Genomic DNA, 12,892 nt, shown 5'->3' on the forward strand with positions numbered 1-12,892 from the left:
ATTGATCAACCTGCAATTGTTTCAAAGAAAACCTCCGGGCTATCCACTTCGAGCAGCTTTTTTCTGTCGATCACCCAGAAACGATTGCCCACATTGCGCACAAAACTGCGATCATGCGATACGATGAGGCTCGCAGTTTCATCGCTCAGCAATTCGGCTTCGAGCGCTTCCTGGCCATCAATGTCCAAATGGTTGGTTGGCTCATCGAGAATGTAGAAATTCGGCTTGGTCAGACGCAGAACCAGCATGGCAAGACGCGCCTTCTGCCCACCCGAAAGCCGGGACAAAGGTTTGGCTTGCATTTCCAGTGTCATACCCGCTCCGGCCAGCAAAGATCGAGCACGTTGATCGCCAACATCGAAACGCTTCATGATCGTTTCAAACGGCGTCCAGTAACCATTCAGCTCGGACAAAGCCTGATCGCTATAGCCCAGCACCAGCGAAGGCGTCGCCTTGATGCCTGCAAGTGACCCTTCCGGATTTAGTATCGCTTCCCGAACCAGTGTCAGGAGCCGAGTCTTGCCTGTACCATTAGCACCAAGCACTACTATTCTATCGCCGGGATTGATCCAGAATTGACCGGTTTTATAAAGTGATCGGTTATCCGGCGTTGCAATCTCGGCCTGATCGATCACGATCAGTGCCTTGGCATGACTGCCGCGACCGTCAAGCTTGATCTTGCCCGCAGAGCGCTCGACATGCGCGGCTTTCGCACTTTCCTCTATCTTCTCAGCCCGCGCACGCAGTTGCTTGGTCTTTACCACCAGCAAGTCGCTGCCGGAATTGATGCCTATATTATTGAGCTTGGCTGCCTGTCTGCGCAATTGCTGAACAGTCTTCATGTCCTTTTCAAACTGACGGGCATCGGCCGCATCAATCTCGTCAAGCGCCACACGCGCCTGACTATAAGGCAAAGCAAAGACAACCGACTTCTCCGCGCGCAAGAAAAGCGTTCGTTTCGTTACCACGTCGAGAAAGGCACGGTCGTGACTGCAAACAATGACGGCTACTGAACGCGGGAGCGCATCAAGCCAGTTTTCCAGCAGATGCACTTTCTCAAGGTCGAGATGGTTGGTCGGCTCGTCCAGCAAAAGCACGTCAGGGTCGGAAACCCATGTGCGTGCCAGAAGCGCAAGCCGCTGCCAGCCGCCACTGAGCTGACGAATGGTAAGCTCACGCAATTCAGCAGGAACGTTGAGATCGTCGAGTACAATATCAGCGCGCCAGCTTTCATAGTCGCGCGCATCTTCGTCCAGTCCGCCGAGTACAACGTCATAGAAAGACAGATCCATCAGATCATCGGAGACATACTGGCTTACATAGCCAACCTTCAGTCCACGCGAGCGGGTTATAGCACCGCTGGTCGGCTCCCCCTCACCCACAATAAGGCGCAAAAGACTGGTCTTTCCGCGACCATTGGCGGCAACAACCCCTAACCGCTCGCCTTCATCCAAGACGAAATCGAGGTTAGAGAACAGGGTTTCATGGAGCGTGAGCGAAAGATTTTGAACAGAGATAAGAGACATGGCAATAAGCCCAATTTGGCCCAAGCACTGATGAACAGCGTCCAAATAGCTTCGATCGAAGTGCTTGCAAATTTTCGGCTACAGCAATTCAAGCTGCGCCTTTAGAAAAGGCAGAAAAAGACTTTGATTTCAGTCTTAATCGGCCCTGCACAATTTAATGCTGCAGGGCAAAATCAGGGCCATACTGACGATGACGATCGTGACGTGTCACTTCCATCTTACAGCCCTCCTTTTCCGTGTTTGTCTCTAAATCGGATTATTCCGATGGGTGCGTTCTAGCAAAAACGTTGCCGCCCTTCAAGAGCGGCAACCTTATTGGAGTATGTCAGCCTGCACGTTCGATACGGATCATCTGTGGCTTGCTCACCAGATGATCGTCCTTGAAGATCGCTTCAAGCGCCTTCTTCACTGCAGCTTCAGTCGTCTCATGCGTGACGAGAATAACCGTCTTGATACCGTCACTCACGTCACTGTCCATCAGAGGACGCTGAACGATTGATTCAAGCGAAATGTCATTCTCGGCCATGCGCTTGGCAATTGCCGCAAATGCACCGATGCGATCATAGACTGTCAGGCGAATGAAATAGCCACCGGCATGTTTGCGCATTTTTGCGCGCTTATAAGGCTGCAAGGCCTTCGCAGGAGTGCCGAAAACCGGACCATGCTGGAAGCCGGGGCGGCTCTTGGCAATATCTGCCAGATCACCGATGACAGCCGATGCAGTCGCGTTGCCACCAGCGCCCGGACCAGAAAGCAGCAGTTCGCCGAGAAGATCGGTCTCAATAGCAACCGCATTGGTCACGCCATGCACCTGAGCAATCACCGACGAAGTCGGAACCATGGTCGGATGCACACGCTGTTCGATGCCGGTATCGGTCTTCTGCGCAACACCGAGCAGCTTGATACGATAGCCAAGCTCATCGGCCGCACGAATATCGGCCAGAGAAATATTGCTGATGCCTTCGAGATAAATATCGTCGGCAGCAATCTGTGTGCCGAATGCGAGACTTGTGAGCAGCGCAAGCTTGTGCGCCGTGTCATTGCCTTCAATATCAAAAGTGGGATCAGCTTCAGCATAGCCAAGGCGCTGTGCATCTGCCAGGCAATCCTCGAACGAGATGCCCTCTTCCCACATGCGGGTAAGGATGTAGTTACAGGTACCGTTCATGATACCGTAAACGCGCGAAACCGTATTGCCGGTCAGCGATTCACGCATCGCCTTGATGACGGGAATACCGCCAGCAACGGCTGCTTCAAAATTGAGAAGCACGCCCTTTTCTTCAGCGATCTTGGCCAATGCCACGCCATGTTTTGCGAGAAGCGCCTTGTTGGCGGTCACCACATGACGGCTTGCGCGCAATGCAGCTTCGACCGATGCTTTGGCCGGACCTTCATCGCCGCCGATCAGTTCAACGAACACATCAATGTCGGCGCTTTTCGCCAATTCAATCGGATCGTCAAACCATTCAATTCCATCAAGATCAACGCCGCGATCCCGAGTTCGGTCGCGTGCGCTCACCGCTGTAACCGTAACTTGCTTACCGCACTGACGAGTGAGCATTTCGGCCTTGTCACGTAGAATACGCAACACCGAAGCACCAACGGTGCCCAGTCCGGCAACGCCGATCCGCAATGCATCACTCATTGTTCTGTCTTTCTGAACTGTTGAATTTGTACGTGGTGGGAAACAAGGGCCGATAACATGCGGCCCCTGCTTTGCTTGGTTAAAACCGCTTAACGGCGGCCTTCAAGCGGAATGACATTCTGCAGATTCTCGTCCTTGGCGGACAGGAAACGCTTGATGTTGCGTGCAGCCTGACGGATGCGATGCTCGTTCTCAACCAGTGCGATACGAACATACTCGTCGCCATGTTCGCCAAAGCCGACACCCGGAGCAACAGCCACATCGGCCATCTCAACCAGCAGCTTCGAGAATTCGAGCGAGCCCAGCGCGCGGAAGCGCTCTGGAATCGGAACCCATGCGAACATCGTTGCAGCTGGCGGAGGTACATCCCAGCCTGCCCGGCCAAAGCTATCCACCAACACATCACGACGCTGCTTATAGACATTACGTACATAGGCAATGTCAGAGCCGTCACCATTGAGTGCAGCGGTTGCCGCAACCTGAATAGGTGTGAACGCGCCATAATCGAGGTAAGACTTCACACGGGTAAGTGCCGCAATCAGGCGCTCATTGCCCACTGCAAAGCCCATACGCCAGCCCGGCATCGAGAATGTTTTCGACATCGACGTGAATTCGACCGCAACATCCATCGCACCCGGCACTTCAAGAACCGATGGTGGTGGATTGTTGTCGTCGAAATAGATTTCCGAATAAGCGAGATCCGACAGAATGATCAGGTCATTCTTTCGCGCGAAATCGACCACGTCCTTATAGAAATCCAACGTCGCGGTATAAGCCGTCGGGTTCGAAGGGAAGTTCAGGATCAGCGCGAGCGGCTTTGGGATGGAGTGCTTTACCGCACGATCCAGCGCACGGATAAACTCTTCATCAGGCTTTGCAGGGATTGAACGGATCACGCCGCCCGACATGATGAAGCCGAATGAGTGAATCGGATAAGTCGGGTCCGGGCAAAGCACGACATCACCCGGCGCCGTGATGGCCTGCGCCATATTGGCGAAGCCTTCCTTGGAACCTAGCGTCGCAACAACCTGTGTATCCGGATTGAGCTTCACTCCGAAACGGCGCGCATAATATTGTGCCTGTGCACGACGAAGGCCGGGAATACCCTTCGACGATGAATAGCGATGCGCACGTGGATCCTGAACAGCTTCGCAAAGCTTGTCGACGATATTTTTTGGCGTCGGCAGATCAGGATTACCCATTCCGAGATCTATGATGTCGGCGCCGGCCGCTCGCGCCGATGCCTTCAGGCGATTAACCTGTTCAAAGACATAAGGTGGCAAACGACGGACTTTATGAAATTCTTCCGACATGATCCTGTTCCAGAAGGGGGGTTGAATGAAACGGCGCGTATGCACCGGGTTAGGAGCTATACACCTGTTATCGAATCGGGTCGAGACTTGTTACAGTCCTGAAATGAAGCTTTTTTCCGTTGAAAAAGGCTACTCTGCTCCGGATTCGATCTGCTTGAGGGTGGCATCTGTTTCTTCCTGCGCCTGTTTGCGCAAGGCAGCAGCCTGAGCAGGCGTCATCGCTGCATTGGAAGAACGAGTGGCCGCAAGACGTGTGCGGTCAGAATCAAGCTTGGAAGTAAGTTGTGCTTTTTCTTCCGGGGTGATCTGAGTGGTCGCGGCCTTTGGCATGCGGCCAAAGGTTGGATAGGTATCCGAACGCTTGGCACCTTCCTGCGGCGTACCCTGAAATTCAGGACCACCGGCACAGCCCGCAAGAAACGCCACGGCCGTTGCTGCCAGCATAAGATTGGCAATCTGCCGCGTGCTCTTGGTCATGTTTCCGGTCCGATCTTGATGTTCTGAATGCGCCAGGAGGGTTACCTAGCTCAACACAGATAATATAATGTGAAAGGGATAGCACCAACTCGATGTGTCATGTCAACAAGCGAGTTGAAATTGGGACATTCCTCACCGTCTGAAACGGCGACCATCGGCAAGTATAAACAAAAATTACAATCAGTAATATTGCGTTATATCGCTGTAATATGCGTGTAGTTTACGCCCGCATGAAACACATAGTGCTTTCAATAGTTGCGTTTGGCAGGTAAAAATCCTAAAAATTGGTTACAAATGATCAGTCAGTGATTTATACATTCACGCGTCAACGCGATTACAAATATGATGTATTCGTAATAAAGCGCTGAAACTCTTGGTTTATCTACCCCGGTCCAGACGACCGGTTTCTGTGAGTAAGCTCGCCATCGATTGATTGTCGCGGGTTTCACACGGGAGAACTACTCTCCCGAAATCAGCAGGACGCCGATTTTTTTCGGATTATCAGGCTGGTACAGGCCGAAAAGCTGAAACGTCGATCTGGAGCAGACATTGAAATTCGCAGAACCATCGCATCGGACAACCAGAAGACTACTTTCAGGTAGCGTAGCCCTCCTTGCGCTCGTTCTGTCATCCTGCACGTCTACTGGCAACGGCACGTCACCTTTACAAATGACGAACAGCGCCGATGGTTCCATGATTGCCGACACGCTTCAGAGTGCAGCCGATCAGACGGTCGCAGCCGAAGCGTCTGGCGAAGCCGGTAAGAGCGAAACACAAAAGACCGTTGCAACGGCCAACACAGCGAAAACCACTGTCGCTGAAGCAAAGCCAGCCGATAAAGAACAAAAGCCGACAACAGTCGCAGCAACTGAAGCAGAATCAGCTCAAGACGGATCGATTCAGGTCGCAGCCCTCGCCCCGCAGACGAAGTCGACTTCCCTGTTTGGCATGTTTGGCAAGAAATCGAGCGAATCTCCAGCAGCTGCAACGCCCGAACCTACCCCTGAAGCGACAGAAGCTGCAAAGCCGGAACAGACAAAAGAGCAGGCTGCTGCCGCTGAGACCAAGCCTGCGGCAGAAGAGACCAAACAGGCTGAATCGCCTAAGCCCGCCGAATCAGAAAAACCGACGCAGGTCACCTCGCTATTTGGCTCAGCCAAAAATGCCAACGCCTTTGCCTCGCCACAACGTCCTACTACCGCAGGTCAAGGTAGCATTGCGCGCCTCTTTAACGATGAAGCTGCAAGCGGTTCAGGCACCTCACAAAATAAGAAACTTGCGGTCGTAAGGCCGGGCGCCAAATCAAAGCATGAATATAATTATTCGCTGCCTGGCGTGCGCCCCAATGGTGGGTTCGAAATCAAGCATCGCAAAAGCATTTACGACGACAGCGATATCGATGCCAACGAGTATGATGATTACGCTGGCGTCCAGCTGGCATCGGCTCCCGGCCTCGCACGCCTTACGCCAAACGGCCTTAAGGTGCAGCGCGAAACAGTGGATGTAGCCTGTCTCAAGCCACAACTTGTTAGCATGCTAAAAACCATGGAACGGCACTTCCGTAAGCCTGTCATGGTTACATCGGGCTACCGCAGTCCATCTTACAATCGCAAGGTCAATGGCGCTCGCAAATCACTTCATATGATTTGTGCCGCAGCCGATATTCAGATCGATGGCGTTTCAAAGCACGAAATCGCCCGTTTCGCCCGCAATATGCCGGGACGTGGCGGCGTTGGCACCTATTGCCATACCACGTCAGTTCACGTGGATGTGGGGCCGGAACGTGATTGGAACTGGAGCTGCCGTAAATCATAAGGAAGAAAAGCCGGATATAAAATCCCGGCTTTTTTGTTATTTTACAAAGGGTTGAGCACGTCATCCACAGTGCGGCAGTACGTAAATTCGGCCTAATCTGAGTTTTTTTTAGAAAAGTTAGATTAAGGGCTTGCGAGTCAGGTTCTTCCTGAATATAAGCCCACTCACACCAGCAACAGGCGCCCATCGTCTAGCGGTTAGGACAGCGCCCTTTCACGGCGCAGACAGGGGTTCGATTCCCCTTGGGCGTACCACTTGCTGGTTTTTCTTTTCCAGAAACATCGCTGACTGTATGTAAAGACGAGCCGCTCCACTGCCAGGCTTGCCGTCAGATTTTCGACATGCACACCTTTCAAGATCCTGACTATCTCCTTGTTTTCGCTGGAAACCTCGCCTGAACTGTGCAGATGAATTTTTATTGGATAATTTCTAAAAAAGGGCTTGCGCGTCAGAATTTTCCTGCCTATAAGCCGACCCACACCAGCAACAGGCGCCCATCGTCTAGCGGTTAGGACAGCGCCCTTTCACGGCGCAGACAGGGGTTCGATTCCCCTTGGGCGTACCACTTGCTGGTTTTTATTTTTCTCCCGAAAAATTGATATCTTCTTCAGTGACATCGCTTCGATTGCAATGTTACGCACTGTCCGTAAAACTTGAAAATGGACAGCAAGATTATGGCTAAAACAACAGCAATCGTACCAACCACACACGCCAGCCGCTATTTGCAACAACTATGCAAACATTGGGCGCATAAGTTCACCGTTGAGTTCACGCCCGAACATGGTCGAATCGACCTTGGCGAGAATCGCATCGTGTTGATGGATGCTAAACCGGATAATCTCGTTACAACGGTTGAAGCACCCGAAGAAAGCCTTTCACAGATGGAAGACGTCGTCGCAAGCCACATCGTGCGCTTTGCATTCCGTGAAGAGCTGGTTTTCAACTGGGTGAAGGAATAGGCGCTTTGGTGCCCCTTTATTCTTCCGATAAATTGCCCGCAAAATACCCCGAATAGCCATCTTCACATCACATTGCAGGCTAAATCCCGCGCAAAATTCCCACCAACTCATGATTGATTTGGTGGTGATGAAGATGACCAGTGAAACGAGAACAACGCTCACCTTGCTCAGCGCGGGGCTCATCGCAGCAATGCTGGTCCTTGGAGCAGATATGAGCTGGGCAGACGTGGCCAGGGTTCTGTTCTGATCCATCCGATCAACCTACTTGCAACAGAGCATTCATGAGCCTACATCGGCTCATGCTTTTCCCCACTCCCCTTGTTACCGGTCGCTTAGAACGGCGCTATAAAAGATTCCTCGCCGACGTTACGCTTGACGATGGAAGCTTTATTACCGCCTCGGTTCCCAATACCGGCTCCATGCTCGGCCTGACTGCTCCCGGCTCCCGCGTCTGGTTGAGTGTGTCGGATGCCCCTCATCGCAAATACCCGCATACGCTCCAGATTGTTGAAGCTGACAACACGCTTGTTGGCGTGAATACGGGTCTGCCCAACAAAATCGCGGAAGAAGCCATTCTATCGGGAATGATTCCCGATTTGAAAAATTATGGGCTTCTCAAACGCGAACAGAAATATGGCCGAAATTCCCGTATTGATATTCTTCTCGATGAAGGTGATCGACCTCGTGCCTATGTGGAGGTGAAGAATGTTCACTTCATTCGCACGCCTACCCTTGCCGAGTTTCCCGATACCGTCACTACGCGCGGTGCGAAACATCTCGATGAGCTCGCTGATGTGGTATCCGCTGGCTATCGGGGCGTGATGGTGTTTATTATCCAGCGAAGCGATTGCAACAGATTCAGCATCTCAGGCGATCTCGACCCTGCTTATGCACGCGCATTTGATCGAGCAAGGGCCGCTGGGGTTGAGGCTTGGGCTATTCGATGCCAAATAACGGAAAACGGCATCGATGCTGAAACTGTAGTGCCGATAGAGTATTAGCGCGCGCACCGAAAAGTACGGAATGTTTTTCGGACTAAGATGCGTGTCAAAATAAACGATAGGGCGCTGATCTGATCCCATCAGATCGAAAAACGCTCTGGAAAGACGGATTGAGATGGTGACTTATATCGAAGCGACAAGCGCACCGATGAAATACACGGGGCAGATCAGGCTTTATGGCCCGGACGCTTTTGAAGGTATGCGCAAGGTCTGCAACCTCACCGCCCGTTGTCTCGATGCACTCAATGATATTGTAAAGCCCGGTATCACGACCAACGAGATTGATCGCTTCGTGTTTGAGTTTGGCATGGATAACGGCGCTTTCCCGGCGACGTTGAACTATCGCGGCTATACCAAATCAACCTGCACATCGATCAATCACGTGGTCTGCCACGGCATTCCTGACGACAAGCCATTACGCGAAGGCGATATCGTCAATATCGACGTCACCTATCTGCTCGATGGCTGGCATGGTGACTCAAGCCGCATGTATGCGGTTGGCGATATCAAGCGCGCTGCTGAGCGTCTGCTTGAGGTAACATACGAAAGTCTTCTGCGCGGCATTGCTGCAGTCAAACCAGGTGCTAAAACCGGTGCGATTGGCGCGGCTATCCAGACCTATGCGGAAGGTGAACGTTGCTCCGTGGTTCGCGATTTCTGCGGCCATGGCGTCGGCCAGCTTTTCCATGATGCGCCGAACATTCTGCATTATGGCACTGTCAACGAAGGCGTTGAGATCAAGGAAGGCATGATCTTCACGATCGAGCCAATGATCAACCTCGGTAAACCGGGCGTGAAGGTTTTGGCCGATGGCTGGACCGCAGTGACACGCGACCGCTCGCTTACTGCCCAATATGAGCATACTGTCGGCGTCACCAAAGACGGCTGTGAAATCTTCACGCTGTCACCAAAGAATGTTTTCGGCCCGCCATCCATGCGGTAAAAAGTTTTCCATACTGTCTGTCTGTCTGTTTCTGCGGGGGTTTAAACAGAATGGCATCAAACGACAAAAAACCGGGAAGCATCGACATTCCCGGCTTCAATGAAGGCATACAAATGGCGGCTTCGCTGGAGAAGCCGCACCATTTGGGTCATCGTGACCGGTTGCGTCAGCGCTTCAAGAACGCTCCCGATGCACTCGCAGACTATGAACTGCTTGAACTTCTTCTTTTCCGGGTCATACCGCGTGCTGATACCAAGCCGCTTGCAAAGTCCTTGCTCACCCGCTTTGGCTCTCTCGCCGAAGTTCTTGGTGCGCCTGAAAAACTGATTGCCGAAACACCTGGTGTCGGCCCTTCCATTGCTATGGAACTTAAAATCGTCGAAGCGATTGCCAAACGGTCTGCCCGAAGCATGGTGATGGAACGTGAAGTGCTCGGCTCCTGGAGCCAGGTCGTACAATATTGCACGACAGCGATGGCCTATGAGACGCGCGAACAATTCCGGGTGCTGTTTCTCGACAAAAAGAACCGCCTCATCGCAGACGAAGTGCAACAACAAGGGACAGTCGATCATACCCCGGTCTATCCGCGCGAAGTCGTGCGCCGCGCGCTCGAGCTTTCAGCCACAGCAATTATTGTCGTCCACAATCACCCATCGGGCGACCCGACACCATCACGCGCCGACATCGACATGACCAAGCTGCTGATTGATGCTGCGAAAGCGTTAAGCATTGCCGTGCATGACCACATCATCGTCGGCAAACACGGCCATATCAGCATGCGCGGGCTGAAACTGATTTAGAGCATTTCCAGCAAAAGTGCGAAGCGGTTTTGCGTCGGATAATGCGAAAAAACAAAGAGATAGAGCATTTCCAATGATTCAAAAAAACAGGAAATGCTCTAGAGCGCCGGGCACCCTATTGGGCGCGCAAAGGTCGCTCTAACACTTTAAAATTAGAGCATAATTTTACCTTAAACTGATCCAAGTTTAAGGAATTATGCTCTAGGGGCTGTGGATCGTTACCTTTCATTAAGCATATGAACGAAAACGCAGGTCTGCCCCTGCGAATTAGCTCGAATTTTCTTAAATTTGGACACATTCACAAGCGACGAAGCAAACAGCATGAGGGCTAGCCAAATCGCGCCCTCAAAGAAGAGTTCAAGCATATTTCCCGCCAGCGTTTTTGACGGGAAAACTGGAGTAAAAAATGTTGAAGCGTTCATACATCGCCACGGCGTTCGGTGCCGCAATTGTTGCCTTTGCTGGCCCATCCTTTGCGGCCGACATGATGGGCGGATCCGACTACACCTACAATGAACCTGTTGCGTCAGGCCCACACGACTGGTCCGGCAATTATGTTGGTGCTCAGATTGGCGCTTCTTCGTCCCGTGTTCCAGGCCCATTCACGAACCGCACTGGCTTCCTCGGTGGCGCAGTCGTCGGCAAGAACATGCAGAGCGGTAACCTCGTTTTCGGCGGCGAGCTGGAAGGTAATTTTGCAGAAGCCGAACACCGCATTGGTAACGGTGGCAGCCTGCAGCAGTCATGGAACGGCAATGCAAAAGGCAAAGTCGGCTACGCGTTCGACAAGACCCTCGTTTACGGCACAGCAGGTTACGGCGTAACCAAATTCAAAGCCAAGGATGCAACCACTTCGGCTCCCGGCTGGGAAGGCGGCGCATTAATTGGCGCAGGTGTCGAGCAGGCAATTTCCGGCCCGATCTCGATTAAGGCCGAATACGATTTCCAGCGCTTCAACGACGTAAAATCCAAGGTAAACGGCGTTACCCAGTACAACAACCTGAAGAATCATTCGATCAAAGCAGGCGTGAACTACCGCTTCTGATAGCTTTTAGGCGGAGTTCATTCCGTTTAAGCATCGGTATATGCTATTTTTGCATAAAAGGCTGCACTCCCCGTGCAGCCTTTTGTTTTTGCACCGTTTCCCAATCGAGAAATACCACCTTCGATAGCAGAGAGCTTGACTCCTTTAGCGGGCAACATCTTATATATCACGAGTTCGAGTGGGGCGCTCATCATCCGCAATTCTGAATGAATTCCGTTTGTGTTGACACCCTGTTGCGGGCGGGCTTTGAATTGGGCGGCGAGCTTACCCAGCCGTTCAGCTAGGAATGTAAAATGCAGCGCGTTTTTGACGGACACAATGATGTCCTTCTGCGTCTTTGGGAAAACCAGCGTAATGGCGGTGACCCGATCAAGGAATTCATCGACGGCACAAAGATTGGTCACATCGATCTGCCCCGGTCGCTAAAGGGCGGTCTGGCTGGCGGTATCTGTGCGATCTATATTCCGGCAGGTCACCATATCGAACTCGGCAAGGCCGATGAAAATGGCCACTATGAAACGCCGCTTTCACAGCCGCTGGAGCGCGCTCCATCGCTGGACATTGCCCTTGAATTTGCTTCGCTGGCGTTGCGCCTCGAAGAGGCGGGTGGTTGGAAGCTTTGCCGTAACGGTAAAGAGCTGGATGAAACGCTTAACAGCGACACATTCGCCGCCGTACTTCACATGGAAGGCTGCGAAGCCATCGATGCCGATCTTGCGGCTCTCGACGTTTTCTACGCTGCCGGCCTGCGCTCGCTCGGCCCCGTCTGGAGCCGGAACAATATTTTCGCGCATGGCGTGCCATTTGCCTATCCAATGAGCCCTGATACCGGCCCCGGCCTTACTGAAGCAGGCAAGCGGCTCGTCACGGAATGCAATCGCAAAGGCATTCTGATAGATCTTGCGCACATCACGGAAAAAGGCTTCTGGGACGTGGCTAAACTGAGCGATCAGCCATTGATTGCCAGCCATTCAAACGTGCACGCCCTCACCCCTGTTGCGCGCAATCTGACCGACCGCCAGCTGGATGCAATCCGTGAGAGCAAAGGTCTTGCTGGCCTCAACTATGCGACCACCATGCTGCGCAGCGATGGCAAAGAAAACGCCAACACACCGCTTTCCGATATGGTTCGCCATGTTGATTACATGGTCGAGCGCATGGGCATCGACTGCGTAGCACTTGGCTCCGACTACGACGGCGCGACCATTCCGAATGAAATCGGTGATGCCGCCGGCACGCAGAATCTCGTCACTGCCCTGCGCGATGCAGGCTATAGTGAGCAAGAACTCGCGAAACTCTGCCGCGAAAACTGGATAAGGGTCTTGAAGCAGGCGTGGCACGAAGCAGCCTGATCGCTCGATAACAAAA

At 52.6% G+C, this 12,892-nt stretch carries 12 protein-coding genes and 2 tRNA genes; 9 read left to right on the forward strand and 5 right to left on the reverse strand.

Going from position 1 to position 12,892, the window contains the following annotated elements; translation table 11 throughout:
* Positions 1 to 5: 5 nt before the first annotated feature.
* From ACSME1_RS02120 to ACSME1_RS02135, 4 genes are all read right to left on the reverse strand, one after another.
* Positions 6 to 1,526 (reverse strand): ABC-F family ATP-binding cassette domain-containing protein, encoded by a 1,521-nt coding sequence (locus ACSME1_RS02120; RefSeq protein ID WP_024899042.1) that lies wholly within the window; start codon positions 1,524 to 1,526, stop codon positions 6 to 8.
* Positions 1,527 to 1,851: 325 nt separating this feature from the next.
* Complete coding sequence (locus tag ACSME1_RS02125; RefSeq protein ID WP_024899041.1) at positions 1,852 to 3,171, reverse strand: homoserine dehydrogenase; 1,320 nt, start codon at positions 3,169 to 3,171, stop codon at positions 1,852 to 1,854.
* 89 nt (positions 3,172 to 3,260) lie between these two features.
* Positions 3,261 to 4,484, reverse strand: coding sequence for an LL-diaminopimelate aminotransferase (locus ACSME1_RS02130; protein ID WP_024899040.1), 1,224 nt, complete (start codon positions 4,482 to 4,484; stop codon positions 3,261 to 3,263).
* A 129-nt stretch (positions 4,485 to 4,613) separates the two neighbouring features.
* The gene (locus ACSME1_RS02135) at positions 4,614 to 4,961 is read right to left on the reverse strand and encodes a hypothetical protein (RefSeq protein WP_024899039.1); all 348 of its coding nucleotides are present in this window, start codon (positions 4,959 to 4,961) and stop codon (positions 4,614 to 4,616) included.
* 549 nt (positions 4,962 to 5,510) lie between these two features.
* On the opposite strand from ACSME1_RS02135, the gene ACSME1_RS02140 reads away from it, so the two are divergent.
* The 8 genes from ACSME1_RS02140 (at position 5,511) to ACSME1_RS02175 (ending at position 11,524) form a co-directional block, all read left to right on the forward strand.
* Positions 5,511 to 6,776: a D-Ala-D-Ala carboxypeptidase family metallohydrolase gene (locus ACSME1_RS02140; RefSeq protein WP_105705830.1), complete on the forward strand. Its 1,266-nt coding sequence runs from the start codon at positions 5,511 to 5,513 to the stop codon at positions 6,774 to 6,776.
* Between the two features lie 179 nt (positions 6,777 to 6,955).
* Positions 6,956 to 7,030, forward strand: a tRNA-Glu gene (locus ACSME1_RS02145).
* A 236-nt stretch (positions 7,031 to 7,266) separates the two neighbouring features.
* A tRNA-Glu gene (locus tag ACSME1_RS02150) sits at positions 7,267 to 7,341 on the forward strand.
* A 109-nt stretch (positions 7,342 to 7,450) separates the two neighbouring features.
* Positions 7,451 to 7,735 carry a DUF2218 domain-containing protein gene (locus ACSME1_RS02155; RefSeq protein WP_024899037.1) on the forward strand — a complete coding sequence of 95 codons (285 nt, stop codon included), beginning with the start codon at positions 7,451 to 7,453 and terminating at the stop codon, positions 7,733 to 7,735.
* A 299-nt stretch (positions 7,736 to 8,034) separates the two neighbouring features.
* Entirely contained in the window at positions 8,035 to 8,736 is a 702-nt protein-coding gene (gene sfsA / locus ACSME1_RS02160) for a DNA/RNA nuclease SfsA (protein ID WP_105705828.1), read from the forward strand.
* 115 nt (positions 8,737 to 8,851) lie between these two features.
* Positions 8,852 to 9,679 (forward strand): type I methionyl aminopeptidase, encoded by an 828-nt coding sequence (gene map, locus ACSME1_RS02165; protein WP_105705827.1) that lies wholly within the window; start codon positions 8,852 to 8,854, stop codon positions 9,677 to 9,679.
* A gap of 50 nt (positions 9,680 to 9,729) precedes the next feature.
* Positions 9,730 to 10,479, forward strand: coding sequence for a RadC family protein (gene radC / locus ACSME1_RS02170; protein WP_094539795.1), 750 nt, complete (start codon positions 9,730 to 9,732; stop codon positions 10,477 to 10,479).
* Between the two features lie 406 nt (positions 10,480 to 10,885).
* On the forward strand, positions 10,886 to 11,524 hold the full coding sequence (locus ACSME1_RS02175) for an outer membrane protein (RefSeq protein WP_105705826.1): 639 nt from the start codon (positions 10,886 to 10,888) through the stop codon (positions 11,522 to 11,524).
* Positions 11,525 to 11,550: 26 nt separating this feature from the next.
* Here ACSME1_RS02175 and ACSME1_RS02180 read toward each other — a convergent pair whose 3' ends face one another.
* Complete coding sequence (locus ACSME1_RS02180) at positions 11,551 to 11,841, reverse strand: hypothetical protein (RefSeq protein WP_105642854.1); 291 nt, start codon at positions 11,839 to 11,841, stop codon at positions 11,551 to 11,553.
* Between ACSME1_RS02180 and ACSME1_RS02185 the strand changes: the two genes are divergently transcribed.
* Positions 11,818 to 12,876, forward strand: coding sequence for a dipeptidase (locus ACSME1_RS02185; protein WP_105705824.1), 1,059 nt, complete (start codon positions 11,818 to 11,820; stop codon positions 12,874 to 12,876). The two genes, ACSME1_RS02180 and ACSME1_RS02185, sit on opposite strands and share 24 nt — an antisense overlap.
* The last annotated feature ends 16 nt before the right edge of the window (positions 12,877 to 12,892 follow it).

This window comes from Brucella pituitosa (assembly GCF_965577835.1).
GTDB classification, from domain to species: Bacteria; Pseudomonadota; Alphaproteobacteria; order Rhizobiales; family Rhizobiaceae; genus Brucella; species Brucella pituitosa.

Coding starts and splice junctions, on each gene's coding strand:
- ACSME1_RS02120 (WP_024899042.1), bottom strand. CDS start 1,526: ATGTCTCTTATCTCTGTTCAAAATCTTTCGCTCACGCTCCATGAAACC.
- ACSME1_RS02125 (WP_024899041.1), bottom strand. CDS start 3,171: ATGAGTGATGCATTGCGGATCGGCGTTGCCGGACTGGGCACCGTTGGT.
- ACSME1_RS02130 (WP_024899040.1), bottom strand. CDS start 4,484: ATGTCGGAAGAATTTCATAAAGTCCGTCGTTTGCCACCTTATGTCTTT.
- ACSME1_RS02135 (WP_024899039.1), bottom strand. CDS start 4,961: ATGACCAAGAGCACGCGGCAGATTGCCAATCTTATGCTGGCAGCAACG.
- ACSME1_RS02155 (WP_024899037.1), top strand. CDS start 7,451: ATGGCTAAAACAACAGCAATCGTACCAACCACACACGCCAGCCGCTAT.
- sfsA (WP_105705828.1), top strand. CDS start 8,035: ATGCTTTTCCCCACTCCCCTTGTTACCGGTCGCTTAGAACGGCGCTAT.
- map (WP_105705827.1), top strand. CDS start 8,852: ATGGTGACTTATATCGAAGCGACAAGCGCACCGATGAAATACACGGGG.
- radC (WP_094539795.1), top strand. CDS start 9,730: ATGGCATCAAACGACAAAAAACCGGGAAGCATCGACATTCCCGGCTTC.
- ACSME1_RS02175 (WP_105705826.1), top strand. CDS start 10,886: ATGTTGAAGCGTTCATACATCGCCACGGCGTTCGGTGCCGCAATTGTT.
- ACSME1_RS02185 (WP_105705824.1), top strand. CDS start 11,818: ATGCAGCGCGTTTTTGACGGACACAATGATGTCCTTCTGCGTCTTTGG.